Annotated in this window: 21 protein-coding genes and 3 pseudogenes; 7 read left to right on the top strand and 17 right to left on the bottom strand. The window is 54.7% G+C overall.

Features of this window, described 5'->3' with window-relative positions; all coding sequences use genetic code 11:
* Nucleotides 1-16: 16 nt before the first annotated feature.
* The 7 genes from ACHPFG_RS20605 to ACHPFG_RS20575 all read right to left on the bottom strand — a co-directional run bounded on the left by ACHPFG_RS20605 (nucleotide 17) and on the right by ACHPFG_RS20575 (nucleotide 8,099).
* Nucleotides 17-955 (bottom strand): AMP-binding protein, encoded by a 939-nt coding sequence (locus tag ACHPFG_RS20605; RefSeq protein WP_103408683.1) that lies wholly within the window; start codon nucleotides 953-955, stop codon nucleotides 17-19.
* 232 nt (nucleotides 956-1,187) lie between these two features.
* The gene (locus ACHPFG_RS20600; protein ID WP_103408684.1) at nucleotides 1,188-2,003 is read right to left on the bottom strand and encodes a MipA/OmpV family protein; all 816 of its coding nucleotides are present in this window, start codon (nucleotides 2,001-2,003) and stop codon (nucleotides 1,188-1,190) included.
* 352 nt (nucleotides 2,004-2,355) lie between these two features.
* Nucleotides 2,356-3,876 (bottom strand): MFS transporter, encoded by a 1,521-nt coding sequence (locus tag ACHPFG_RS20595; RefSeq protein WP_093432520.1) that lies wholly within the window; start codon nucleotides 3,874-3,876, stop codon nucleotides 2,356-2,358.
* A gap of 11 nt (nucleotides 3,877-3,887) precedes the next feature.
* On the bottom strand, nucleotides 3,888-5,078 hold the full coding sequence (locus tag ACHPFG_RS20590) for an efflux RND transporter periplasmic adaptor subunit (protein ID WP_103408685.1): 1,191 nt from the start codon (nucleotides 5,076-5,078) through the stop codon (nucleotides 3,888-3,890).
* Nucleotides 5,075-6,583 (bottom strand): efflux transporter outer membrane subunit, encoded by a 1,509-nt coding sequence (locus tag ACHPFG_RS20585; protein WP_093432524.1) that lies wholly within the window; start codon nucleotides 6,581-6,583, stop codon nucleotides 5,075-5,077. The genes ACHPFG_RS20590 and ACHPFG_RS20585 overlap by 4 nt, the downstream gene beginning before the upstream one ends.
* Before the next feature lie 126 nt (nucleotides 6,584-6,709).
* Nucleotides 6,710-7,330 (bottom strand): TetR/AcrR family transcriptional regulator, encoded by a 621-nt coding sequence (locus ACHPFG_RS20580; RefSeq protein ID WP_093432526.1) that lies wholly within the window; start codon nucleotides 7,328-7,330, stop codon nucleotides 6,710-6,712.
* Between the two features lie 160 nt (nucleotides 7,331-7,490).
* Nucleotides 7,491-8,099, bottom strand: a complete 609-nt coding sequence (locus ACHPFG_RS20575) for an alpha-ketoglutarate-dependent dioxygenase AlkB family protein (protein ID WP_093432608.1) — start codon at nucleotides 8,097-8,099, stop codon at nucleotides 7,491-7,493.
* Between the two features lie 43 nt (nucleotides 8,100-8,142).
* On the opposite strand from ACHPFG_RS20575, the pseudogene ACHPFG_RS20570 reads away from it, so the two are divergent.
* Nucleotides 8,143-8,645 (top strand): annotated as a pseudogene (locus tag ACHPFG_RS20570) (hypothetical protein); the annotation flags it as partial.
* 375 nt (nucleotides 8,646-9,020) lie between these two features.
* Nucleotides 9,021-9,671: a TetR/AcrR family transcriptional regulator gene (locus tag ACHPFG_RS20565; protein WP_103408688.1), complete on the top strand. Its 651-nt coding sequence runs from the start codon at nucleotides 9,021-9,023 to the stop codon at nucleotides 9,669-9,671.
* A 557-nt stretch (nucleotides 9,672-10,228) separates the two neighbouring features.
* On the opposite strand, the gene ACHPFG_RS20560 is transcribed toward ACHPFG_RS20565, so the two are convergent.
* Nucleotides 10,229-10,642, bottom strand: coding sequence for a DoxX family protein (locus tag ACHPFG_RS20560; RefSeq protein ID WP_103408689.1), 414 nt, complete (start codon nucleotides 10,640-10,642; stop codon nucleotides 10,229-10,231).
* A 411-nt stretch (nucleotides 10,643-11,053) separates the two neighbouring features.
* Here ACHPFG_RS20560 and ACHPFG_RS20555 point away from each other — a divergent pair, with 411 nt between their 5' ends.
* Together ACHPFG_RS20555 and ACHPFG_RS20550 are read left to right on the top strand one after the other, a co-directional pair.
* Nucleotides 11,054-11,689, top strand: coding sequence for a YbhB/YbcL family Raf kinase inhibitor-like protein (locus ACHPFG_RS20555; RefSeq protein ID WP_103408690.1), 636 nt, complete (start codon nucleotides 11,054-11,056; stop codon nucleotides 11,687-11,689).
* A gap of 24 nt (nucleotides 11,690-11,713) precedes the next feature.
* Nucleotides 11,714-12,589 (top strand): AraC family transcriptional regulator, encoded by an 876-nt coding sequence (locus ACHPFG_RS20550; RefSeq protein WP_247904254.1) that lies wholly within the window; start codon nucleotides 11,714-11,716, stop codon nucleotides 12,587-12,589.
* A gap of 33 nt (nucleotides 12,590-12,622) precedes the next feature.
* Here ACHPFG_RS20550 and ACHPFG_RS20545 read toward each other — a convergent pair whose 3' ends face one another.
* On the bottom strand, nucleotides 12,623-13,030 hold the full coding sequence (locus tag ACHPFG_RS20545) for a winged helix-turn-helix transcriptional regulator (RefSeq protein WP_211145505.1): 408 nt from the start codon (nucleotides 13,028-13,030) through the stop codon (nucleotides 12,623-12,625).
* A 134-nt stretch (nucleotides 13,031-13,164) separates the two neighbouring features.
* On the opposite strand from ACHPFG_RS20545, the gene ACHPFG_RS20540 reads away from it, so the two are divergent.
* Both ACHPFG_RS20540 and ACHPFG_RS20535 read left to right on the top strand, forming a co-directional pair.
* A complete protein-coding gene (locus ACHPFG_RS20540; RefSeq protein ID WP_103408691.1) occupies nucleotides 13,165-13,926 on the top strand; it encodes an isochorismatase family protein in 762 nt (253 codons plus the stop codon).
* Nucleotides 13,927-14,307: 381 nt separating this feature from the next.
* A complete protein-coding gene (locus tag ACHPFG_RS20535) occupies nucleotides 14,308-16,728 on the top strand; it encodes a glucose/quinate/shikimate family membrane-bound PQQ-dependent dehydrogenase (protein WP_103408692.1) in 2,421 nt (806 codons plus the stop codon).
* 133 nt (nucleotides 16,729-16,861) lie between these two features.
* Here the strand turns inward: ACHPFG_RS20535 and ACHPFG_RS20530 are convergent.
* Nucleotides 16,862-17,014, bottom strand: a pseudogene (locus tag ACHPFG_RS20530) (IS5/IS1182 family transposase); the annotation flags it as partial.
* A pseudogene (locus ACHPFG_RS20525) lies at nucleotides 17,014-17,116 on the bottom strand (AAA family ATPase); the annotation flags it as partial. The pseudogenes ACHPFG_RS20530 and ACHPFG_RS20525, both read right to left, overlap by 1 nt.
* Before the next feature lie 67 nt (nucleotides 17,117-17,183).
* On the opposite strand from ACHPFG_RS20525, the gene ACHPFG_RS20520 reads away from it, so the two are divergent.
* Nucleotides 17,184-17,609 (top strand): ATP-binding protein, encoded by a 426-nt coding sequence (locus ACHPFG_RS20520; RefSeq protein WP_103408693.1) that lies wholly within the window; start codon nucleotides 17,184-17,186, stop codon nucleotides 17,607-17,609.
* Between the two features lie 463 nt (nucleotides 17,610-18,072).
* Here the strand turns inward: ACHPFG_RS20520 and ACHPFG_RS20515 are convergent, their stop codons facing one another.
* The 6 genes from ACHPFG_RS20515 to proW all read right to left on the bottom strand — a co-directional run bounded on the left by ACHPFG_RS20515 (nucleotide 18,073) and on the right by proW (nucleotide 26,088).
* Nucleotides 18,073-19,545, bottom strand: a complete 1,473-nt coding sequence (locus tag ACHPFG_RS20515; protein WP_247904255.1) for a tyrosine-type recombinase/integrase — start codon at nucleotides 19,543-19,545, stop codon at nucleotides 18,073-18,075.
* Between the two features lie 659 nt (nucleotides 19,546-20,204).
* Nucleotides 20,205-21,356, bottom strand: a complete 1,152-nt coding sequence (locus ACHPFG_RS20510; RefSeq protein WP_431700305.1) for an MFS transporter — start codon at nucleotides 21,354-21,356, stop codon at nucleotides 20,205-20,207.
* Between the two features lie 38 nt (nucleotides 21,357-21,394).
* Complete coding sequence (locus ACHPFG_RS20505) at nucleotides 21,395-22,489, bottom strand: GlxA family transcriptional regulator (protein ID WP_431700304.1); 1,095 nt, start codon at nucleotides 22,487-22,489, stop codon at nucleotides 21,395-21,397.
* Nucleotides 22,490-22,536: 47 nt separating this feature from the next.
* Nucleotides 22,537-23,886, bottom strand: coding sequence for an MmgE/PrpD family protein (locus ACHPFG_RS20500; RefSeq protein ID WP_431700303.1), 1,350 nt, complete (start codon nucleotides 23,884-23,886; stop codon nucleotides 22,537-22,539).
* Nucleotides 23,887-23,973: 87 nt separating this feature from the next.
* Complete coding sequence (gene proX / locus ACHPFG_RS20495) at nucleotides 23,974-25,017, bottom strand: glycine betaine/L-proline ABC transporter substrate-binding protein ProX (protein WP_253428056.1); 1,044 nt, start codon at nucleotides 25,015-25,017, stop codon at nucleotides 23,974-23,976.
* A 66-nt stretch (nucleotides 25,018-25,083) separates the two neighbouring features.
* Nucleotides 25,084-26,088, bottom strand: coding sequence for a glycine betaine/L-proline ABC transporter permease ProW (gene proW / locus ACHPFG_RS20490; protein WP_431703505.1), 1,005 nt, complete (start codon nucleotides 26,086-26,088; stop codon nucleotides 25,084-25,086).
* Nucleotide 26,089 lies beyond the last annotated feature (1 nt).

Raw genomic sequence — 26,089 nt, 5'->3', positions numbered from 1 at the left:
CGAAGGATAATGTTCTTCAGAACGCGGAGGTGTCGTTGTCTCTGGCCTTCAACCACAGGCGTAGCTCCGTCTTGAGGAACTCGCCGTATCTGTTCTTGAACAGTACGTTGCGTAGGTCGGTCGGGTAGATGGGGGTGTCCCCATAGATGATGGTCTTGATGCCCTTACCGTCGTAGCCTTGGCGGCGCGCCTGCTCGATCATGTCCTTGAACATGGAGGGTGCCACGAACAACGTGATATTGCCGAACCCGCTGGCCAGCTCGAACAGTTCGTCGGCCTTGAAGTCGCGGGACTCCGGGACGACATGGCGAGCGGCCCTATGCACATGGATCAGGCTGTAGAGACCGGCGCAGTGAGACATCGGCGCCGCATACACCACGGTCTCATCGACGTCGAGCGGATCGGCGTCGGGCGAACAGTCCCGTGATATGGCGGTCAGGTAGCCATGGCTCAGCATCACCCCCTTGACGTCGCCAGTGGTGCTGGAGGTGTAGAGCAGCCAGGCCAGGTCATCGGCATGACGCGGATGAGGCGTGTCCGGCGGCGAAGCGGCCGAGGTGAGTGCACCCTTGTCCTCTCGATCCAGCTCTCGACACGCCTGGGACAGAGTCTCGGGTGCGAATACCTGGCCTCCATCGGTGAAAATCAGCCGAGCCTGGGCGTTGCGCACTATCCAACCGGCCTCGACCGGGTGCAGCTTGCAGTTGATCGGCACCGCCACGGCGCCGGCCCACCAGATGGCGTAGAGCAGCTCAAGGTATTCGCAACAGTTCTTCATGAACAGTGCGACCCGGTCACCGGGGGCAATGGCATGCTCGTCGATCAGATACACAGCGCGGTGCCGGACCTGGGCGACAAAGGCGCCGTAGTTGGCGACTTGTTGCTGTCCCTCGAACAAGGCTGGGCGCTTCGGGAAGCGACGGCCGGCTTCGTCCAGCCAGTTGGCAATATTCATGCTTGGCTCCTGCGTGGCGGAAGGACATGCGCACACTGATCAGCCTGAAGGGAGAAAAGTCCAGGTACGGTTGGATATGAATGCGAAACTGTATCCAACCAACGGACGAAAAGTGCACGTGGAGCTGACCGATTGAGCCTTCCACTCCTGATTTTATTTCTGGGAAATGATGCGCCTTGACCTGTATTTTCCGTGGTGGGGCGCATGTTAAACGCGGAAGGGCATGCCTCACTCAGAACCGGTAAACGTAACCTGCACGAAGTCCTGTCTGGTTAGAATGGTCAACCAGCGGGCTGTCCTTGATACCGTTGCCGAAGCTGGTAGCGCCGACATCGACGAACAGCAACTGCTTCGGCGTAACGGCATAGTCCACGCGTAGGCCCACTTCGATGTTGGTAGTGGACTTGCCGTCGTAAAGGGGTCGGTCGATGCGGGCTTCTGATGCACGTACACCGTAGTAGTAATCGACGTATTTGCTATCGACCATGTGCACCGCGATCCGTGGAGTGAACCCCCAAGCACCTGATGACAAACGGCGGTCGACCTGAAGCTTGAACTTTGTTCCTTTGCTGTTGCTCGAACCGTCAGTCAGCACCTCTGTTGTCAGGTTCGCAAAGTCGTTGTGCCAAATGGCTGCGCCACCCACCCAAACACTGTTCTTGCGCTTGTCCATGCCGCTTAGGTAAGAGGAATCATCTGAATCGTAACCATCATTGGCATATCGTGCGCGTAGTCGGAATTCAACGGGCCCGGCTGACGGTAGCTTCAGATCGAGGGTAGGAACAGAGAGGCTGACCCACTTGTTTTCGTAGGTGATCATTGGAAGGACCTGCGTCTTATCGTCAAAATCGCGATAGGGCCTCCGTTCCATCGCCACGCCGATACCGAGTCCCCATTGCGAACCACCGTCGCGGAACTTTTCCTCGTTCGTCTGTGCCCATGCGGACGGTAGGAAGCTCGCCGATAGTATGCTTGTGGCAATGGCTACAAGTGTTGGACGAGGCAACCGGTATTTGTCACGCGCGAAGAGGCGGTTTGACTTCGTCATAAAATAACCCTCATGGCGAAATAGGGCCAAGAGGCTTGATCGGTTGGGCGAAGAGTATATAAGTGCTGTGCGAATCAATATGACATCCCCCGTTCTATTGCAAACCTCAGAAAATTGCTGGCTTGCTGCAGTGGACGATGCCTAAAAGGCTTTAAGATATTTTTAGTATTGTTAATAATTTATTAATGAAGAGGTTTTTGTTTTCTCACTGACTATTTGAGGTGACTTTTTTCTGGATTTTTGAATGCTAGGAAGTGATCGCTCTGTTCTGCCTTCGTATACACATGAAACAGCGAACTCTTGATGGTCGAGTTTTATCATGATCTTTGATTGCCAAAGGTTACCGCGGTCGTCACTTGAAGGTCTTCTGCATCATGGAAATGACCAATGCAACACTGGCGACTACGATGACAGCCCAGAAATACTCCATGCTTGCGACCAGGGTTGATTGTTGGTGCAGGGATTGGGCAAGCGTCGATACCGAAATCTGACTGGCTGGGCCCGCACCTGCGGCAGGTGTGAGTGCCTGAGTCAGCAGTTGAGTCTGTTCCAGATAGAGCGGATCGCCTGAACTGAAATGCCCATTGAGATTGTTGTATTGCAGAGTGGTGCGCCATTGCAGGAACAAGGTGGCAACGGTTGTGCCAAGTGCCATGGCAATCTGAGCCAGCATACTTTTGATCTGATAGGCGTGGGCGAACAGCGTGTCATGGTGTGTCACATCGCGAAAGGTTTGCATGGCCGCCGTGGCGAGTACAAGCATCACGAAACAGCCGTTAAGCACCAGTGCAGGCAGGATGTTTGACCACATATTGGCGTCGGGAGTCAGGGATGACAACAACACACCAAAGCAGATCAGGGCGCTGAAGCCCGCTACGAAGAACTTCTTCGGAGCTGGATACTTTGGAATGACGATAGCCATGACGATCCATGTCAACAACGCACCAGCCAAGCCGAAGGCCTGGAACGTACCGATGGTGTCCCAGGAGTAACCCAGTGCCGTTTGCAGGAAATACGGCAAGATGTAGTTGTTACTGCCCAGCACAATGTAGGTGAAGCAGAACAACGCAACCCCGAGGATGTAACGAGACTGCATCAAGTCCTTGACCTTAAGGAAGGGCGCCTCTTTACCGTGTTCGGCGTGGAAGAAGATGTACACGCCCAAGGCGGCGAGCAGTGCGAAGGTGAGGAGGATAAACATCTCGTTGTAAAAATCGTAGTAGGAACGCTGAAGCACATACAGCAGGAAGAAAGTGCTGACGGATAACAACAGGATATTCGCCGGGCTGGAGGGCGTCCGGTCATCCTCGTGAATAGGTATGTTGGGTAAAAAACGTGTGCAGAGAACGGCCGCTACCGATGCACCGACAATCAGTAGCCAGAAGATCGCGTGCCATGTGTCCTCGACGACTACCAGTGATGAAAGAAAGGGCGCCGCTGCCGTGCCAATGGCCAGCCCAGTGGCGAATACTTTTACCCCGACGAATCGCCCGGGACCCGGCGGGAGTAAGTTGACCATTAGTCGCGCAGAGGTCATGAACGATGCGCCGCCCAGCGCCATGACCACGCGGCCGGCGGTGAAGGTGGTGAGGTCACTGCTGACGCCGCACACGCAGGCCCCCAACACGTAAATGCTGATGGAGCCCAGCATGAAGTTACGCCAGCCGAGCCGTTCCACCAACCAGCGTTGTTTTGAGATAACCACCACGGCAATACACGCATAGAGCGCCGCAATCAGCGTGAACTCTTCAGGGCTGGCGTCGATCTCACCGCGGATGGGGGCCGAGGCAAAGGCGATCATGCCGGCCTGTAGATACTCCAATGCGCATAGCAGCCCTACGGTGATCAACAACGCGGCGTTTTTCCGGTACATGAAATACCCCGTCAAGGTTTCAGATGCTTGGCATATTGGCCACGGTCATCGTTGGCGCTGATCACTTGCTCCACAACGTCATTGGCGTCCTTAAGCTCGTTTTCAAAAATATTGGTGCTGTAGGCCGGTTGCGCGGGTGTCTTCTTGTTAAGCACCTGCCCACTGGTGTCGGTGGTATCAACGGACACACGCATGGATAGGCCAAGACGCAGCGGGTTGTCGGCGATTTCCTGCGGTTGCAGGGCGATTCGCACGGGTACGCGCTGGGTCACCTTGATCCAGTTACCTGTCGCGTTCTGGGCAGGCATCAACGAAAACGCGCTTCCGGTGCCCGCATCCAGACCTACGATGGAACCGTGAAATATCACCTTGCGGCTGTAGGCATCGGCACGCAGAACCACAGGTTGGCCGATGCGCAAATCTTGGATCTGCGATTCCTTGAAGTTGGCGTTCACCCACACCTGATCGATTGGCACCACCGACATCAGTGCCACGCCTGGATTGATTCGCTGACCAACCTGCACACTGCGTTTGGTGATTACACCGGTAACCGGCGAGTAGATTTGGCTGCGGTGCAGCGCAATACAGGCATCGCGCAAATTAGCGGCAGCCACCAGCACATCGGGGTGGGTACGTAGTGTCGTGTTATCGACCATGGCCAGGCGAATCGCCAGTGCATGCCGGGTACCGTCCAGGCCCGCCAAGGCGTTTTTAAGCACCTCTTCGGCATGGCTAATCTCTTCGCGCGAAACAGCACCGCTGGCGGCAAGCTGACTGCGTCGGCGTACATCATCCTGGGCCTTGTTTACGTCGTTTTGTCGTTGGCTGACTTCAGCCTCCAGTTGTTGCACCTGGTAATACTGGGTGCGCGCCTGGCGTACGGCGCGGGCAAGGTTGGATTTAGCGCGCTCGAATTGGATTTCGGCGTCCACAGCATTGAGCGTGACCAGCGGCGAATGGGCATCGACATGGCCGGTGTTGTCACCACTGATCACCGTCACGGTGCCGCTGACCTGAGAGGTCACCTGAACGATGTTGCCGTCCACATAGGCATCGTCGGTAGATTCGGTACCCAGTCCCAACAGGTACCAGATGCCCAAGGTCGCCATTAACAGCACAATGCCCAGGATCAGCAGCAACTGAGGGCGATAGGAGGCTTTGGGTTGAGCAGGATCGACGGGGGAGGACGTTTGGGTGGTCATGATTTATCAGCTACGGTTGGGAGTGCAGGGGGGGTGGCGGAGAACTCGGGGCGATAGCCACCACCCAGCGCCCGGCTCAAGTTGGCTTGCAGAGAAAGCGCACGGGATTGCAACGCGACCAATTGACTTTTTTGGGTCAGTGTCGCGTTCTCGGTGGCCAGCACTTGCAGGTACGTGGCCAGCCCCGCGCCATAGCGCAGGTTGACCAGATCGGACGCGGCCTGGGCTGTGTTGACCGCCTCGAGTTGTTGGGCCAGTCGTTCTTTTAACCAACGCAACGAAGACAGTTGATCGGCGATGTCACGTAGCGCGTCGATGACGGTCTGGTTGTAGTTTTCAACGGCGAGGTCGTAAGCCGCATCCTGAGCATCCAAATTGCCGCGCAAGCGTCCACCCTCGAAAATCGGCAGGCTGATCGCCGGCGAAAAGCCCAAAATTCTGCTGCTGTGATCGTTGAAGGTGTCGAACGCAAGGCTTTGCAGGCCAATAAAGGACGTAAGGTTCACGTTTGGGTAAAACCGGGCTTTGGCCACATCAATCTCATGCCCCGATGCCTCTACGCGCCAGCGTTGAGCGACCACGTCGGGCCGGTGCCCGATCAGTTCGGCAGGAATATGGCTGGGTAGGGCGATGGTGTTGTTTGCCTGCATGTGGGGCCGGGTGATCGAGCGTCCACGATCAGGTCCCTTGCCCAGTAAGGAGGCGAGCTTGTTCTGGTTCAGCTCAATCACTTCTTTGAGGCCAGCAATGTTGGCCCGGCTGGCGGGCAGCGAGGCTTGGGATTGCTTGATATCAATTTGCGTGCCCAATTCGGCGGTAAAGCGTTGCTGTGTCAGCTTTTCAATTTTGACTTGCTGATCCAGTAACGCCTGAGCAACATCAAGTTGCTCATAAGTGTCCTGCAAGGCGATATAGGTTTGCACGATGGACGTCGATAGCATCAGCGCAGCCGCGTGGCTGTCGACCTCAAGCGCATGTCGACGTCCCACGGCGGCTTCCACGGCAGAACGATTTTTACCCCAGAAATCCAGTTCGTACCCAACATTCAGCGTCGCTTGGTCGACATTTTGCCAGGTGCCTTTGACAGGCGCAGGCGTGGTGCCGTTAGCACTGAAGCGTTCGCGGGTGGTGCTTGCCGCTACGTCAATACGTGGCAACAGCGAGGCGCTTTCGACGGCCTCCAGGGCGCCGGCCTGGTGCACACGAGCGGCGGCCGAGCGCAGTGTTGGACTATCTGCGAGCGCCTCTTCAACCAAAGTGTTGAGCTGCGGATCGTTGAAGCTGGTCCACCAGGTTTCGGTTGGCCAAGCGGCTGGCGATAGCGTGATGCCGCTATTGGCCAGGGTTTCACTGGCATCCCCGGGCGATAGCAGGCTGGACTGGGGCTTCAAGTCACTGAAAGAGCAACCGGCAAGCAGGATCAGCAAGACAGAGGCTGACGCTTGGGCGGCAAAGGGGCGTCTGGATCGCACGTCCGTAAACTCCTCATTTTTTCGACTGTTCATGAACGGTATTCTCTGGGGTAAAGACTGACGTGCAGCAACAAAAGGTGATCGGTTGAAAGCGCGATAAAGCTAATAAAAACTGTCAGTGTCGTTATGGGCAAAAAAAGATCCTGCTCCCCCCATCGACTATCGAACTCTCAAGCCTTTGACGATCACAGCGACCGAATTGTCGATGTCATCAAGATTCTCCAGGTTCGCGGTGACCAGATGCAGCCAGGACATGCCTGTGAGCATTGACACGGCAACCTCCACCGCAGGACCGTCGACAATTTCCCCTGCGTTCACTGCTCTGGCGAATATCTTGCGCAAAGTACGTTCGCGGCGCGGTAGAAACTCTTCTCGGAATTCCGCAATGGCTTTTGAATCCAGCTGAATTTCAATGAAGAAACTGCGAAGGGTTTCCCCGGCGCTTGAGGACCGCCACCAACTCCAAAGCGAGCGCAAATGCTCAATCAAATCCTGTTCCAGATTCCCGGTGTCGGGGGAGGTGACGAAAGTCAACGCTGCGCGCTCGTAAACATCCCTCAACAAAGCGCCTTTACTGCGCCACCATCGATAGATGGTCGGCTTGCTTGACCCGGCGCGCTCGACCAGTGCGTCCATGGTGAACGCCCGATACCCTTGCTCTTCAAGAATAGCGGCGGCCGCTTCCAGAATGGCTTCGGTGCTTTGTGGACTGCGCACCGCGCCAATCGAGGATCGGCTACGTGGTTTGGCAGGCGTGGACTTGGTGGTCTTTTGGGGCATGGGCTTGGCGATGCTCGAAATCGGATGTTTTGTGCTTTGTGTATTCTATAGAAACTGTCAGTGTTTATACAATAGCGTTTTTCCAGGGGCAACGTAGCTAGCTGATGGTCTGAGGGGCCGCTTGTCGGAGGGGCGCGACGATGAGTTGAAAACGTGCAGGCTACGCGAACCGTCTGAACGTCAGGCTGATACGCGGGGTGACCGCAGCGTTGGTTTTCATCAGCGCATGAAGCCAATATTGTTGCGTGTCCCCTCGCATCACGATCAGTTGCCCATGGTGCAAAGCCATTTCCCTACGCTCACCGGAGCTCTTGTGTTTGAAGGCAAACTTTCGAGTTCCCCCCAGACTCAATGACGCGATCACAGCGTGCTCACCCATAGCCTCACTGTCGCTGTGCCATCCCATTCCTTGGGTGCCATCCTCATAACGATTGAGCAAGCACGAGTTGAACGTCGTTGCGGTTAAGCGCTCAACCTGGGCTCTGAGCGAGTCGAGGATTTCGACATCCCATGGCAACGATTGTCTCAGGACACCGGAATGGACGTAGCGCGATGGGGTGTCTGCATACCACGCCACTTGGCGCCTGGTTTCGATGACGTTGCCATTGATGAGCGCCGTATCGGTCTGCCAGGCAATATCTGATATCAGGCGTGAGAAAATAACATCAGCTTCTTTCATACTCAGGACAATGCCGAAATCGTTCACGACACCATTCGAAGGAAGCAGATTTAGATCCTCGGGTCGAGCCAGAAATAGGTCTGCTTGCATGGGGGTGTCCATTCGACGATCAAGAAATTTAAAGCGTGGCTGAGAGTCGGGCGTGCGTCTGGTGGGCTTGGATCCGGCGATGACATTGGTCTACCGTCAGGAGTATCAAAAAGTCCCTGGTCTGTTGACGGTTCCAAAGGTCGAACTGTCCCAAGAATGGCTGCTCGATGGTTTAACCGAAATACCTAGTCAATCGGCAGCTGAATGATACCGTCTACTGGCCCATAGCTCTGAAAAAACCAATGTGCCTGCCCGCAGCATACAATGGGTGGAAGTCTTCCGTCGCGCCAACCTGAAGCTGGCGGTCGAGGCCTCGGGATGTTGTGGCATGTCCGGCGCATACGGCCATGAGGCGCGCAATCAAGAAACCTCCCGAACCATCTTCAATCAATCGTGGCAGAAAAAACTGGAGGAGGGGCCGGTGCAGGGCCGCTTGCCACTGGCGACTCATGTCGTAGTCAGGTGAAGCGGTTGTCTGACCGGGCGCTGAGAGATCCACTTGAGGTTTTGCTGGAACTGTATCGGAATGATTGGTTTGGCGCTTGAGGTGTGTCCGGTCTTTTCGTCTATACGAAGCTTGAAAGCCATGTCAGCGCACAGCAGCAATGCATGGATGCTTTTGTTCGCTGCCAAGGCTAGGCATGAAGGTGCTCGAAGAAGAAAATTGAGCGTTCGCGAACCTTCGTAGTCTAGACTGGCCAACTGGCAAGCAGCACCCATTTCGGTTCCACAAGGCGCGCAGAATCTTCTCACAGCCTCCGCTCCGGGGGGCTGACGTACGGTGTAAAGTGTTACGCGCGTGTTCGTTGTCAATGACCCGCAAACTTGATTGAGAGCGGAACGCGGGGAAGCTTGCCTACAGCTAAACAACTCCGTCGACACTGCCTGCGCGACGGCCTGACTCTTACATGACACGGCAGTATGAAGAAAACAAATCCGACAGCCCTCCAACTCCAGTCTGAACCAAGGAAGAAAAGGACGCGACTGCTCCCTGAAGTTCGTCGCCAGCAGATTCTCGACGCGGCGCTGATCGAGTTCAATGCGTTGGGCTTCACCGGCGCCAGTATCGCCAAGATTGCCGATAGGGCGGGAATCTCGAAGGCGAATGTCTATGTTTATTTCGCTAGCAAGGACGATATGTTCGAAACGCTCCTTGAGCAATTGATGAGCCGCTCGGAACGTAATTGGAGTCAGTTGCAGAATGTCACTAGTGCCGATGACTTTATCGAGCGTCTTATCGACTTTGCCTACGGTGGGCTTACCGATGACACGATTGCGATTGCCCGGCTTCTTATTACCGAAGGCCATCGCGTGCCGCACTTGCTAGCGAAGTGGGAGGCCAAGAACATGCATGGTCGTATGGATCGCCAGGCTCTTATCGATGGCTATGTGGCGGACGGCATAGTGAAATCCAGCCCCTTGACCGACCATTTCAGCCTTGTGATGGCTCCGGTGGTCTATTCGGCAGTGGCCCAAATGGTTATGGGTAAGGATAAAGCGCAAAAGGAAATACAGGCGGTCAAGGATTCACATCGCAAGTTATTGACCCTGCTGTTGCGTCCCAACCAGTAGTGATTAGAGGGGGGCTCTCCGAATGAGCGCCCGATGTGATTGCAAGCTAATAGTCGAACGCCGTGGTTTTCCTATGGTTCCCTCGTTCTTCTTGGGCTTTTTTGCACTCTTTGGCCATTAACTTACTAGCGCGTGAGGCTCGATCAATTGATGCGGGACTTCAACAGCTCGCTGTACGATTCTCAATTCTGGATCAGTATCTACTGTAGTAGGTGGGGTGGTACGGTCGAGAACCTGGAATCTGGCCATGCCTTCGCTCGGAGGAGGCTTGGGTTTGTGTGGTCGCAGTTTTTCGGATTTTGCCCGGTGGTCACGACCCGGGAGAGGCATGTCGGCTCTGCGGCAAGCTTTGGACAACGCGTCGTCTTATGCACCGGTTTCTTTGGCCAGCTTTAGCACAGGCGTTTCCCAAGCTTGATCGGTTTGCCTCACAGCTACTGGCTCCCGAAAACCGCTGATCTCGATAAGAGGAGCTTGCTCGCAGTATGCTAGCCCCTACCTATCAAACACGAGCAGTAATAATCGCCTCATCTCGATGTTCGTCTGGGCGTGCGCGGCTATCTGCCATCAAGCGAATACTTGCCAGGGCCTGTAATGCCCAGTAGCAGCAAGCCCCCCATGATGCTCAAGTTCTTGAAGTATTGGGTCATGTTGGCCGCACGCTCCGGGTCAACCATTGTCCAAAAGTGATGCCCGATCAGAGAAGTGCCGAGTACGAACAAGACGTAGAGAAATGCGAGTGGGCGGGTATAGAAACCCAAGAAGATCGCTATCGCGACGAAGAGTTCCATGAAGACTGCAATCCCCGCAGCGACCATAGGCATGGGTGCGCCGAGTGATCCCAAGTAAGCGGCAGTGCCACCAAAGTTGGTCAATTTTCCCCAGCCGGAAATTATGAAAAGGATCATCAGTAGGATGCGGGCGAGCAGGATGATCTCGTTTCTCTGATTCTCAAACAGGTTGTATCTCATGGTGTTCCACCTTTGGATGCGAGAGAGGATGCGCAAGTAAGTCCGCTATTGAAGCCTTGCGCGTGCTTTTAACACTAGCAGCTGATTGGCTACCTGCTCTGGAGCGCGAAGAGGCAATAAAACTGCCTCTGTCTGCCAACAGACAGCATATGGAGCTGCGAGTGTTAAATCCATACTGTGGTCAAAGGAGATCCGTCGAACGTCGATAGTATTCAATTACGTCGATGAACCGAGGACTGCCTGCTAGATGCCGACCCTGCCCGTGGAGTCCTTAGCCCTATGCCTACCCCATGCCTCACTCAAATCAGAATGATCGGTGAAGATGGCATTTTGATCGGATTAGGTATCACCCATCGCATCACCCTGTCCTACCATCGCGCACTTCGATGAATCATGCCTAGGTGCAATCTTATGAAGCTGCTTAGCAAAAGTATTCGTGACGGTCAGTACATCCCAGGCGAATTCGCGTTCGCGGTTCCAAACTCCATTTCTCATGTGCAATTGTCGTCAAACATGAACCCTCACCTTTCGTGGGACGACGTGCCCGAAGGTACTCAGTCGTTTGTTATCGTCTGCCATGATCCGGATGTTCCAAGCAGTGCTGACGACGTAAATCAGGAAGGACGAGAAATCCCTTCAACGCTTCCACGTGTGGATTTTGTGCATTGGCTTCTGCTGGATATTGCAGCGACCGTGGTCGAAATTCCTGCGGGCTCACAATCGAGTGCTGTAGTGCCGCGCGGCAAGCCTGGCCCGGCCACAACAAATGGCTGGCGCCATGGGATCAATGACTACACAGCATGGTTCGCTGGCGATGAACAAATGAGTGGGACTTACTTCGGGTACGATGGCCCCTGCCCACCTTGGAACGACGCATTGCTTCATCGGTATATCTTTACGGTATACGCACTGGCCACCCCAACACTAGAAGTGACCGGAGAGCTTTCCGGCGCGAATGTGCTTTTAGCCATCAACAACGCCAAAGTTCTCGGCCAAGCGACCCTAACCGGCTTGTACAGCTTGAACCCTGCCGTTCTCGCGAGTTGATTCGAACACCATCTGGGAATTGAAGTGAACGCAAGACTAGAAAAATCTGACGTAATACCTTCTTCCTACACGGTAGATGGCGGTGCCTCCTGGCATCTGCCATCTGGTTCGCCATTCCAGATACCGAACCTCTGTGGCCTTGCACAGCCCTCGCTTCAAAGGCCACAAAACACCCCAAACTTCCTCTTTCAAGACGCAGCGCTGCTCCTAGTCGTGTCAGGCAATCTCACACTGCAAAATGAAGCGATGACTACTGTTGCTAATAGCGGTGGCTCACTGCTTTTGATTCAGCCAGGCACGTCGGCAAACCTGATAAAAAAACCAGGAGGACACGAGCAACGATTCCGCTCCGTCTTCATGACATTTGCACCTCAACTCCTAGAGTTTTTTGATCGCAATCGGCCCAACGTGAAAAACAGTAGGGAGCCATCAAGCATGTACCAGATTGCGCTGGACACTGACCTGGAATCAACGCTTTTACTCGTGTGCAACAGCATCTGCACATCCAACCTCAGCGAAGAGCGCGTTCGTTACAGGCTGCTTGATCTGCTAGCAGGACTGGCAGAGCACGGTCACTACTACCGTAGAAATCACTCACCTAATACTGCAGGACGTCTTCGAGCTCTACTCGCAGCAGCCCCGGGTTTTCAATGGACCGCCCACATTGCCGGCCGCGAGCTTGCTATGAGCGAAGCGACACTGCGTCGTCGCCTGGCACAAGAGAATGCACGCTTCGAGGATCTGTTGGTTGACGTGAGGATGCACCATGGATTGATGCTTGTTCAGACGACTGACTGGAGCATCATAAGAATCGCAGAAGCCAGTGGTTATCGATCACGCGCCCGCTTCGCGGAGAGGTTTAAGCAGCGATTCGGATACTTACCGTCATCGGTTAGATGATCGCGCGACGCTCAACAATCGGCCACTTTGAATTCATAGAGAGCTTGTTGGGCTCAACTCTAAAATTTTTTCAGGCTCTGGTTTGAAGAGCTCCATCGCCACAACTTCCATCGCCCTAAACACCGACTCAAGAGTCTGTCCACGCTCAGTCAACGTATATTCAACATGCGGAGTTTTCGAAGAGTTAACTACCGTTCTCTGAACAAAATTCTCTCGCTCTAAATCCCGCAATTTTTTTGTCAGCACTTTGGGTGAGATCCCACTGACGGCGCGCTGGATATCGGCAAACCGATAGGTATTTCCCTGAAGTAAACACCACATGATACGAGGCGTCCATGCGCCCGACATGACAGCGAGGTATTGCTCCAGAGGACAACGCACACCAGGAGAGAAGGTGGGCGAAGGGACAGAAACCGCAACGCTTTTCATTATTTCATTCATCTACTTTCCTCGCGGTAACTACCTTCCGCCTAATACGCCCAATCACTATGCTTCGTCAGCAGGCGCGCATGCAAGCTTCAGCATCTAGGTCGTAAATCGGCCTTTCTGACCTCAATCAATCGAGAGAAAGAACCATGTCAACGAAGCCAACTGATGTCGTGAGTCCCATTTCAGATGAGATTCTCCCACCAAAGGTCTCGGCTGCAGACGCGTTGAGCGCAGGTCGAGCGGTGTATGACAAGCCGACCCCAGAAAACTCGATCATGCTGTTCATCGACCATCAGGTTGGACTGATGTCGGGCGTACGTGATTTCAGCTCACTGGCCGAATACAAAAGCAACGTGACAGGCCTGGCACGCACAGCAAAAGCCCTGAAGATCCCGGTACTTATCTCCTCATCAAACGCTCAGTGGCAAAACGGCGATACGCTCCTCGAACTCAAAGAGATTTTTGCGGCGGAGCCTATCTATCGCAGAACTGGGATCATAAATTGTTACGAAGATCCGACTTTTCGCCAGGCACTTGAGCACCTCGTAAGCACCACCAATCGCCGGCATATCATCCTTTCAGGCGTAACTATCGGCACGTGCTGCACGTTCCCCACGCTGTCCATGCTCCAGGATGGTTACAAGGTGTTTCCCGTAATCGATGCGTGTGGCGCTTGGAGCGCTTATGAGGCCCAAGCAGCGATCTCTCGAATGGCCTCTGCAGGCGCCGAGCTGGTCACAACATTCGCTCTCGCTTGCGAGCTTCAAGCTGACTGGAAGCGTCCGACTGCAAACGACATGCTAGCGCCGTTTTTGCAGAACTTGCCGGAGTACGGTTTCGTGCTGCAAAACTTCTGGAACAACGCAAATCAACATGCCGTTAAAGACCCTTTTGGCATCCTTAAATAAAATTCCAGCTAAAACATGATCAATGCCGCCGGTAGAAGAGCAAACTTTCACCGGCAGATTTGAGTTTTATATAGCTCACGTCTGTGCCAACAGAAAAACGTTGACGCCTCTACGACCGGGTTATACATGCCTAAGGTAATGCTAAACTCCTAGGGAAACGCTGAAGAACACTTCCAAGTTTGGCGGAATGTCTGATCTCAACTGCACCACTGTATGAAAATGGGGTTGAAGAAAGTCCATCTTGACTACTTGGGTCAACCACTACCCATGCATGCTATGTATGGGCGACGCCTTTCACGTCTATTGACTTCCAGTGAAAATTTAAAGATCAATGCAGTTTCTTACTTATGATCCCCTGATCAACTCTTCACCGAGGTAGCTATGAGCGAGCACAATCTTCAGAGTCGCCCCCCATTGACGCTTTTGCTGCTTGGGGGCGCCTTGACCATCTTTGGGGTATTGTTACTGGTGTTAGGCATTAAACTCGCGACTTTAGGCGGCTCACTGTATTACGTGATTGCCGGCGTACTCTTGTTGGTGACAGGCGTTTTGCTGCTGATGCGGCGCTCTGCCGCCATCGGTATTTACGCTGTCTTCCTACTGGGCAGCACCGTCTGGTCGCTGGCTGAAACCGGCCTCGACTGGTGGCAGTTAGTGCCACGTCTATCGCTGTGGTTCGTGCTCGGTCTGCTTATCTGGCTGCCATGGTTCCGCAAGCCACTGGTACTGAGCGAGCCCGCCCCTAAAGCCACATCGATACTGGGTTTGTCCGTCGTGCTAGCTGGCGTCTGCGCCATTGCCGCACAGTTCACCAGCTACGGAGACGTTAGCGGCGACCTTGGCCGCGACACAACCGACCTGACAAGCGCTGCGCCTACCCAGCCTGATGGCGAGTGGCAGTCGTATGGCCGCACCGAGTTCGGCGAGCGTTACTCGCCCCTCAAACAAATTACAACAGCCAACGTTGGCAATCTAACCGAAGCTTGGCGCATTCGCACTGGCGACATGCCGACCGATAAAGACCCGGTTGAGCTAACAAACCAGAACACACCTCTGAAGGTCAATGGCATGCTCTACGCCTGTACCGCTCATGGCAAGGTACTAGCCCTTGATCCGGACACAGGTAAGGAAATCTGGCGCTACGACCCGCAGATCCAAGGCCCTAACGCTAATGATTTCCGTGGGTGGGCGCACATGACTTGCCGTGGCGTGTCTTACTACGATGAAGCCAGCTACAGCAAATCGGACGCCATCAGTACTCCGGCCGTATTGTCTACCGCTGGACAGGCTGTGGCCACGAATTGCCCGCGCCGCCTGTTCCTACCGACCGCTGACGCCCGCCTAATCGCACTGAACGCCGACACCGGCAAGGTCTGCGAAGACTTTGGCGACAAGGGCGTGGTAAACCTGAGCGCCAACATCGGTAAATTCACACCAGGCGGTTACTACGCCACCTCGCCGGCAGCCATCACCCGTAACCTGGTGATTATCGGCGGCCATGTAACCGACAACGAGTCCACCGACGAGCCTTCGGGCGTGATTCGTGCGTTCGATGTGCACGACGGTCACTTGGTGTGGAATTGGGATGCCGGCAACCCAAATGAAACAACTCCAATCGCTGAAGGTAAGTTCTATACCCGCAATTCGCCAAACATGTGGTCACTGGCCAGCGTCGACGAGAAGTTGGGCATAGTTTACTTACCCCTGGGCAATCAGATGCCAGATCAGTGGGGGGGCAATCGCACACCTGAATCTGAGAAGTTCAGCGCAGGCACCATTGCTTTGGACGTCGACACCGGGAAGCTGAAATGGAACTATCAGTTCACGCACCATGATCTGTGGGATATGGACGTACCGGCTCAGCCATCGCTGATCGACCTGAAAACTCCTACTGGTGTGAGGCACGCGCTAATACAGCCTACCAAGCAAGGCAGCCTGTACGTGCTAGACCGCGCTACCGGACAGCCAATCGTACCCATTCAGGAGGTCGACGCGCCTAAAGGCGCAGTGGAAGGCGACTACAGCTCCCCCACTCAGGCCCGCTCTGCACTGAACATGCTGCCACCTGAGCTGAATGAAAAAGCCATGTGGGGCGTGACGCCCTTTGACCAACTACTGTGCCGCATCCAGTTCAAATCGCTGCGGTATGAAGGCCAGTACACACCTCCATCTACCCAGGGCAGCATCATCTACCCCGGCAACGTAGGTGTCTTCAACTGGGGGGCCGTATCGGTCGATCCAGTGCGCCAGATGTTGTTCGCCAGCCCGAACTACATGGCCTTCGTTTCCAAGCTGGTGCCGCGCGCCCAAGTGGACGCCAACAGCAAGCGTGAAAGTGAAACTAGCGGCGTGCAGCCTAATACAGGGGCCCCTTACGCCGTGATCATGCACCCGTTGATGTCGCCGTTCGGCGTACCTTGCCAGGCACCTTCGTGGGGCTACGTAGCCGGTGTCGACCTGACCACTAGCAAAGTGATCTGGAAGCACAAGAACGGTACAAGCCGTGATAGCTCACCGATCCCACTGAACCTTACCTTCGGTGTACCTAGCATGGGCGGCTCGATGGTCACCGCCGGCGGTGTAGGCTTCCTGAGCGGAACCCTTGACCAATATATACGAGCTTATGACGTTAAAAACGGCAAGAAACTATGGGAAAGTCGCCTGCCAGCTGGAGGGCAGTCGACTCCGATGACCTACACCGGCAAGGATGGCACGCAGTACGTGTTGTCGGTTGTGGGCGGCCATGGCTCACTGGGCACTAAAATGGGCGATTACATCATTGCCTACAAGTTGTCCAAATAAACCGGTGAAGTAGCGGCATGAGAAACGGCTCCCTTGCAGACTGTGTGAAAACGGACTGAAGACGAGCCCAACAAACGCCCCAACTTATTCGGGGCGTTTGTTTTTGTGCGAGCAACAGACGAAAAAAGGACTCTCAGCCCATTCGCGCCATCAACTGGCGGGCTCCGAGCACGCTAATCGCTCGCTTGAGGTTACAAGCGCTCACCGCCAATGTCATTTCTGCTTTTGCTCCCTCCAACTGGCGCAGCAGGAAGCGACCATTCCCAGGCAGCCATTGCTTGAGGTTGAGATTGTTGATATCCGGCGTTGCGTGTTGCTCGCTCAGTGACTTGATCATGCCGTGCAGGCGCTGGGTTTGAAGCTTGTCCAGGGTCGGATTGGTTAGCATTTGGTGCACCTTCAGGCCAATGGTAGTAACCGGGGTCGCGTAGGTTCGCAGGGCTGAAGCCTCAGGGATTGATCTTGGGCTTACGGAGAATGCCGCATCAGTCATCTCGGGGGATCCCGATACACTTCGTATCTTGCTCAATAACCTGGTCGACAACGCTATTCGTTACGCGGGTACTCACGCAAAGATTGACTTGGCAGTACGTGATACCGAGCAAGGTGTCGTGCTTGAGGTCTGCGACGACGGCCCAGGAATAAATGCGTCGGAACGTAAGCGGGTGCTTGAGCGACTCTATCGAGGCAACAATCAGACCGGTTCTGGTAGCGGGCTGGGGCTTTCTATTGTCAAAACAATTGCAGAGCAGCACGGGGCCCAGGTCGTACTTGATGTTGCCCAAAATGGCGTGGGGTTGCGGGTGCTGGTGATTTTTTCGCCTAAATCGGGAAAATATGCAGATGTAGAAAGGCACTCTCTAAAAGGCTCAGCGCGATGAGTTAAGGAGCATTGGCGCTTTCAATTGACCCAACCTGATTGATGGCTGTCCAGCCATTCTCGCAGCTGAGTTCTGATCGCTGTTTGAGGTAGGAGCGCAGAGCAGAAACGACCTGCTCAATATCGTCCATTCTGCTTTTAGGAGAGGCTAGCCATCGAAGCTGAAAGCCTTGATGTTTTGCATAACGAAAGACTTCATCCTAGTAACATTACACACTCGAAAAATTTCCTTGGCGGGAGTCATGCGATCAGGGACTCAAGAGGATGTGCTGCGCGTAATTGCCAGCGAAACCCAAGCCAGTTGGTGAGGCTGTAAAATCCTCAGAAGTAATAGCAAGGTTCGCGGAGGCGCTTTTTACACCTCGGGGCTGGAAGTGGGCGTTCAGAATAGTCCTTCGCGCAGACTCATCGACGGTCAGGTCGGCTTCCAAATACAATTGATGCGCTGCGTATTTCCGCTGTTTTCATAAATTAATGATGTCTTCAGGGGAGGAGTTCGACTTGCTGAAAGTTTGTCCGCTGAAAAACATCATCGATTCGACCGGTGGATGCTCATAGGTTGAGGACAACACAGCACTGAGCCGATCGCCCAACAGGTTCCAGGCACACTTCTTCTCTTCGGCATAGTCGTGATGGAGGTAGTGGCGCCTCACTCGGGAGCCGGCCAGCACATGATTTTGACAGCGATCGATAACGTCCAGGCTGACACCTAAGGCCTGCATCATGGTCGCGCCCGTGCGGCGCAGGTCATGCGGTGTCCAGTCACCGTTCTGGCCGTTGGAAAGAACCAGCGTATCGTCGTGACGCCGTCTGGAGAGGGCCTTGCGGTTTTTGAACCGGGCCTGGCGATCGCCGACCTGCTTGCTCACCACTTTCACGTCGACATGCCCATCATCCTGCTTGTTCGGAAAGCACCACTGAGTGTCGCCCGTCAGGGTCTTGAGTTCCTGAAAGAAATGCAGGGCGAAGGGGGAGAGGAAGACGTGGTGGTCCTGTTTCTTGCCGCGAGCGCCTTTGACGCTTTCACTGGGGAGGAACCACGTTTGCCGCTCCAGATCGACATTTTTCCATTCGGCCTGCAGCAATTCACCAATTCGGCACAGCGTGCCCAGGCTGATCCAGAGCGCGAACTGCGTTTCCTTCTTTAGAGGTCGAATGCCGTCGTATTTTTGGCCCGCGGGGAGGGCGTCGTAATCGGCAGTCATTTGCTGGAAGCGGTTGTGCAGTTCCAACAGCTCAGCCGGTGAGAGGATGCGGCTTCTTTCCGCTTCGTAGTCGGCAGGGATCAAAGGGGAGATGTCGACCAGTTCCGTCGGATCACCCTCGATCAATAAGGCCCGCCAGGGCTGACGTTTTCTGGCCCAGTTGAACATCTGGGTGAGGTCGGCGAAGAAGCTGATCGCTTGCCGGTGAGCGCCGCGGTTGACCACGGTGCGGATCAGCGCCCGAATATCGTGTTCGGAGACACTGTTCACTGCTGTCCTGCCAAGTGCCGGGAATAGGTCCTTGTTAAAACGGCGCTGCAACTCGGCATTGCCGTCTTTTCGCGCGACGCCATCCAACAGCCAGGCCTTGGCCAGATCCTGGACGGTCAGCGTTTGCACCTTCGTCGTTTTTACTTGTTCGGCCTCTACGTTAGCCGCGGCGTATGCCTGTGCCTTGGCGGTTTTCTTCTGCTCGTTGGGATTGATCTGCTCATCGATAAGCGCCCGGGCCTGGTTGCGCGCCTTACGGATGTCCGTCAGGGATTTGCGCGGCCAGGTTCCGCAGGCGTACTCTTTGTTTTGGTCGCCCCAGCGATAACGATAGAAAAAGCTGACTGACACGCCGTCCTTACGGACTGAGATTCGACCGGCGAGATTGCCATCCTCCCGGAGGATCCGGCCGGCATCGTTGGGAGTCAGCGACTCGAGTTCTTTGATGGTAATTTTGGCCATAAAACGGACTCCCCCTACTTTTACCCCCACAAAAACGTCGGCTCTTGATGGACGTTACTGGACTCTCGTAGAGCAGAACACCGCCGGAGCTCAAGTAAATACTAGCTTAGAAAAATCCAGAGTAAAATTTTGGAGTCTTTCAAGAAGTATGAAAAAGGAGATGGGGTGCTAGGGGTCGAGTGTTCGAATCACTCCGTCCCGACCATATAAATCAAGGGGTTGCGAGATTTTATCTTGCGACCCTTTTTATTTTATAACGTTTTTACCCCTACAAAACGACTGGCTCTTAGTGGAATCTCACCCTTTTCGGATGAGCAGGCAGCAGTCCCTATGCGATTTATGCATCAAATCGTTGAGACATAGAGACTCTCGGGTACCAGCCGTTTCAATGGCAACGCCCTTAGGTTCTGCGTAAGGCCACGGTGGCTGGGTTGGGTATGCGTTGCTGCCGCCCTTCATCACTAAATTCGATCTTCAGGCTGGCCGCCTTGTGCCTGTGCCGCATCAAGGACGAGAACGGAGACCGTCCCTGGAGCTGAACCGCTGAGACTCCCTGCCTGCCAGTGAGTCTCGATGCTTGCTCCAGACACAAAAACGCTGCTCTTTGAGCGGCGTTTTGGTTTGCGCGTCAGCGGGGCAGGGCGCGCCTTGTCGGTGGATCAATGACGAATCAATCTGGCCGTCGCACTGACAAACACCAGTAGAAAGATCAAACCGCCCAACGCGAATGGCAAACTGCTCAGATGGGCGACCGCCCCGATAAATACAGGACCGATCAGAATCCCCGCGTAACCCATCGAGATGACCGCAGGGATGGCCACCGCTTGTGGCATACGTTGCTGGCGGCCTACAGCGGTAAAGAGCACAGGGACAATGTTTGAGCATCCAGCACCGACCAACGCGTAGCCAATCAGGGACGCGACCCAGCCATCGATTCCAAGCGATACGATCATGCCTGCGGCTGCGCAGAGTCCGCCAAGCGCAACGACGCGCACGCCGCCCAGTTTGCTGACGAAAGCATCTCCTGTCAGGCGGCCCACTGTCATCGCAGCGGCGAAGGAGGCGTAGCCCAAGCCGGCGATGCTCGGCTCTAACCCTCGGCTCGAGACAAGGAAAACCGCGCTCCAGTCGAGTATTGCGCCTTCAGTGAGGAAGACGATGAAACAGAGCGCCCCCAAAAACAGCACGATACCCCTGGGCATCGCGAACAATGGCCCGCCCCGTTCAGTGCCATAAGTCAGAAAGGCAGGCGCTGCCTTGTAGAGCGCTCCCAAAACGGTGGCAACGATGCAGAGCGCAGCAATCGACGGATGCAGGCCCAAGGTCAGCAGAGCGGTCATCGCCCCGGCGCCCAATATGCCTCCGACGCTGTAAAGGCCATGGAAGCCGGACTGAAGTGCCTGCCCGCTGTTTTTCTCGACGATGACGGACTGTATGTTCATGGCGCAATCAAGCATGCCCATGCTGGCCCCGAAAATAACGACAGCGATGACCAGGCCAGGCAGCCACGCTACGGTGCTCAACAGCGGAAAAACTGCACACAGGACAATCGTCGCCCAAATTACGACCGGGCGGCATCCATAGTGTGCAGTGAGATATCCAGCGAAGGGCATGGCCACAATAGATCCACCGCCCAGGCCAAGCAGCAGCAACCCCAGCCCACCATCGTCCAGGCCAGCGCGGGCTTTAACCAATGGGACCATAGGCGCCCATGCAGACATGAGTAAGCCCGCGATCAGGAAGGCGATGCGTGTAGACATCCGCTCGCTATGGTTAGCCGTGGGTACCAATACCGGCGATGGCGCATTCATAATTCTCGGTAATCCTTATCGATGATGCCAGCCATCGTTTACTCGGCATGGACAGAGCGGGTTTCGTATGTTTTTTGCGGGTTCGGGTTTTGGAAAACCTGGCGCCTGCGCTCATACGTTGCTCTATAACTGCTTGGCGCGACGCCAAAGAAGCCCCGAAAGCGCATATGGAAGTTGGCGAAACTGCAGAAGCCGGTCGCAATCGCGATATCGGTGATTGGCCGGTTGCTCTGCAAAATAAGCTGCCGGGCCCGAGTCAAGCGCAGTTCAAGATAGTAGCGTGTGGGCGTGGCGCCCACGAAACGGCAGAAGCGACGCTCCAATTGTCGTCGGGAAATATTCACACACTTAGCCAGCTCGTCGATCGATAACGGCTCTTCGATGTTCTTTTGCATCAGTTCTAAAGCGAGCTTCAGGGTTTGTGGCAAGGTGGGGTCAGAGTCAACTACGACAGTCGATATCCCGGAGACTTCAGAGGTTTGATCGCAACTGAGTATTTCCTCGATAGCGTGGGTCAGCGACACACCTTGTTTAGCGGTGATGAGCTCCAGCATCATGCGTAACGAGCTGCTGGCGCCGGCGCACGTGATACGGTTTCTGTCTATGACGTGAGTTCGACAAGAGACCAGGACTTTGGGGAAAACATCCTCCATCATCGCTCGCCCATCTGGATGGAAGGCGCACTCGACACCGTCCATCAACTGAGCTTCCGCCAGGAAAAATGCACCGTTCCACAAACCGCCCATGGTCGCGCCGAGAGAGGCGACGTTACGTAGCTTGCGCCGTAATAGCGGGTCGCTGATCAGCTTCACGCGCAACCCGCCGGCGACGATGAGAACGTCAATCCGATCCGGCAATTGTGATAGCTCCAGGTCTGCTGAAATCGCAATTCCCAGATCGCTCATCACCAGACGGCTCCTGATGCCGACAGTCAACACCTCAAACGCCGGTGTATCGCTAATCAGGTTGGCAGTCACCAGCGCATCGATAGCGCCGGTGAACGACATCATCGAGAAGTTGTTCAAAAGCACGAAAGCTACACGAGTCACCGCCTGCGGCTTTACCGGTGTCTGCGCCGTACAGAAGTACCCCATGTTCTTGTCTTTGAGCACACTCTCGAATACGAATGGCATAAATCCTCTTTGACACCTGAACGAATAGCCAGGAAACCGTTGGCAATCTAGGCAGCGGTTTTTGGAGCGGACAGCAACAAATCAAAGAACGATTGGCAGTCATCACTGCCGAGCAATGCATCAACACTGTTCTCGATGGCATTGCTGAGCGTGGCCCCCAAGCTGTCATCAGCCAGCAGATGGTATTTAGCGGTGAGTTCGTCACTCGACATAGGGTTGCCGGGGTCGCCCTTGGCCGTCGCGGTCGGGCTGGTAAGACGCGTGCCGTCTTTCAGGGTAACCGTGACGCGGGACAGAATTTCCTCCGGGAACCTGGCGGAGAGGTCAGGCGCCTCCTGAAGGGTTATTTTCGCGCTGACACTCAAGATGTCTGGCGCATGAATGGAATCCCCGGTGACCTCTTTAGGGCCCAGCTTCCCGCGAACGATCAAGGCAGCCAAGGGAAACGCCAGCGCATACTGGGCCTCGTCCGCATTCTTCGGAAAATGCCCCTGCAAGCACACAGACTCGTGGAACGTTTCGACATCAATGGTCTCGATCAACGCTGCAGTGATGACCGGATGTGCCCGCATCAAATCAGTCATGGCCGTGAGCGCCGGTTGCGCCCAGCGACATACCGGCCACGGTTTGAAATATTGCTCGTCGATCTCCCAGCGGGTTCCGATGTCCTGCCAGAAAGTGGAAATCTCCAAAGGTTCAACGGTCGCGGCTGGAGCGCCAGTGACACCGAGCTGTGCCATCAGTAGTGCGTTCAGTCCGGCATACGCGCCGGCGCCGTGGGCATCACGCAACATCGTCGGGAAGCTCACCAGGCGCATCATCGGACACCTCGGGCCAAAGTATTCCGCGATACCCAGCGCATGACGGAACGTCGTTTCATCAAGCTTCAGCAGGCGGGCGCCAGCGCAAACCACCCCGATTCCGGAAAAGGCACCTGAGGCATGATATTCAGGGGCGCTGGCCATCAATGCCTGGCCCGCCCGTAACGCGGTTTCATAACCGATGCACAGTGCGCTGAGGAATTCTTCGCCGCTGATGTCTTTGCCCTGACCGAGATACGCGTCGACCAACGCAACAATAGCCGGGACAACGGTTGCGCCCGCATGCCCCTTGGAGGTGAAGTGACCTTCATGTGCATCCAGGCTATCGACGCAGAAACCGCCTGCATACGCGGCGCCCAATGGATGTACGGCTCTGCCGTCGAACCAAAGGCGGCTGGACAACTTGTTGGCAGAGTAATGGGTGTCAGCGTAGGTTTTGAGCATCACACTGGTTTGATTGTCGCGAGCACCGGCGGCCACACCAATGATGTCGAGCAGGCAGGTTTTAACCAACTCGCGTGTATGCAGGGGCGCATCCTTGTAACTGAAATTCTGGACGAACGAATACAACTGCATTTCATGATTCCTGAATGATGAACACCGAAACGGATGAAAAAGTTGCCCGGGGAAGGGCAACCTTTTATGCAGATTTAAATGAAGGGACTAGTTTTTTGCGGTGGCAGTGTTGGCCGCAGCGCGTGCGTCTGCCAGCCAGATGTCGTATTTCGCGCGATGGGCCGCGATCCATTCTTTGGCGTGACGAGTAATGTCAGCTGCACTTTTTTCGCCATTGTGCATTTTCAGGTTTTGCGCGCTTTCATCGTCGGTAGTGATCTGCATTTCAGACAGGAACTTCACTGCAGCCGGATTTTTCTCGGCGAACTCTTTATTGATAACCGCTCTGACACTGTCTACTGCGAAGCCCAGGTTTTTACCATTGAAGGTCGTGTTGACATCGTTTTTGCCACCTGGAAGATCCGTACGTGGCACGGTCAACCACACAACATCTTTACCTTCGACCAGAACACCGGATATCCACTGAGGTACCCAGGTGTAATAGAGAATCGGCTTGCCTTGTTTATAGCGAGCGATGGTGTCCGCCATCAAGGCAAAATAGGAGCCCTGGTTATTGGAAACGGTCTTCATCAGGTCATAGGCTTTCATGTGGTGCGCAATGATGAGCTCACAGCCCCAACCCGGGTTGCAACCCGTGAGGTCGGCTTTACCATCACCATTGGCATCGAACAGTTTGGCAATTTCCGGCTTCTGCAAATCTGCGAGTGAGGTGATGTGGTGCTCATCAGCCGTTTTTTTGTCAATCATGTAGCCCTGCAACACGCCCGGCATGATAGCGCCGGTTTTCACCATCACCTCATCGCCGCCAGCCTTCTCGTAGAAAGATTTGTGCAGTTCCTCCCACAGATGCACCGAGAAATCCGCGTCACCATTGGCAATCGCAACCATCATGGTGGAGTACTCGGTTTCCTTTGGTGTTTCAACGTCGTAGCCCAATTCCTTGAGACCCGCCATTGCAATCTCTCCACGAAACCGCTCTTCGGCGATCGACGGAAAGATCGGGGTGATTGAGACCCCTTTTCCGGGCTCCTGCGCCGTGGCGGCCGATGCGAACACAGGTGATACCGCTAAAACTAAAAGTGCCACAGAATGAATGAATTTCTGTTTTATTCCGAAGGTTGTGAAGTTCATTATCGTTTACCTTGGCTGGTTAAGAAGTTGGCATTTCTTTTGGTTCACAACGCGCCGCAAAGCGGATTAACTTTCTTTGGGACTAACTTCTATCTTTGTAATGGTGTTCTTTCTTTTCAGACGGTAAACGACACCCGCAGGGCCGGTCTGATACCAGTGTTCGCCTTTGGTTGCTCTGTTACTGCGTTCGCCCATTGCCTGGGTCAGACGGTCGAGGAAAATCGCCAGCAGCACCAGGCCCAGTCCTCCGACGGTGGCCAAGCCCATATCAAGGCGGCCAATCCCGCGGAGTACCATCATCCCCAAGCCTCCCACCGAAATCATTGATGCGATCACGACCATGGAAAGTGACAACATCAATGCCTGATTCAGGCCGGCCATGATCGTCGGTGCAGCCAAAGGAAGTTGGACTCGCCTCAGCATCTGGCGTGGTGTGCATCCAAAAGCCCGGGCCGCCTCAATCTTGTCTTCCGGTACCTGGCGAATGCCCAGATTGGTAAGCCTGACCAGTGGCGCTACCGAAAAGATGATCGTGACCAGCACCCCCGGTACGTTGCCGATACCAAACAGCATCACCACAGGTACCAGGTAAACAAATGCCGGCAGTGTTTGCATTGCATCGAGTACCGGCCGCAGCAGCATCTCCAGCCGGTCACTCCGGGCACACAGGACACCCAGCGGTATGCCAATAACTGCACAGAAGAACAGTGAAGTGAGCACCAGGGCGAGGGTGACCATGGCGTCACTCCATACGCCGATCACTCCCAAGAGGGTGAGGGTGACGAAACAAAGGATTCCAGTCTTTCTCCCTCCTACCTGCCAGCCCAGGAGCGTCGCAAAAATAATGAATATCGACGGAGGAATAGCCAACAATCCGAACTGAATTCCATTAAGTACCTGATCGATTGGCCATCTAATCGAACGGAATACCTCGCGGAAATTATGAACCAGATAATTCAGGGCAACTTCTACCCATTGGCCCAAAGGGACGTTGAGGGATTGAAACGGGTCTAGAAAACTGAATTCGTTCATGTCATCACCTGAATATCCGAGCCTGGCAAGCCAGCAAATA

The sequence above is a fragment of the Pseudomonas sp. BR20 genome (assembly GCF_050780135.1).
Taxonomy (GTDB): Bacteria; Pseudomonadota; Gammaproteobacteria; order Pseudomonadales; family Pseudomonadaceae; genus Aquipseudomonas.
This window is presented reverse-complemented; position numbering and strand designations above follow the sequence as displayed.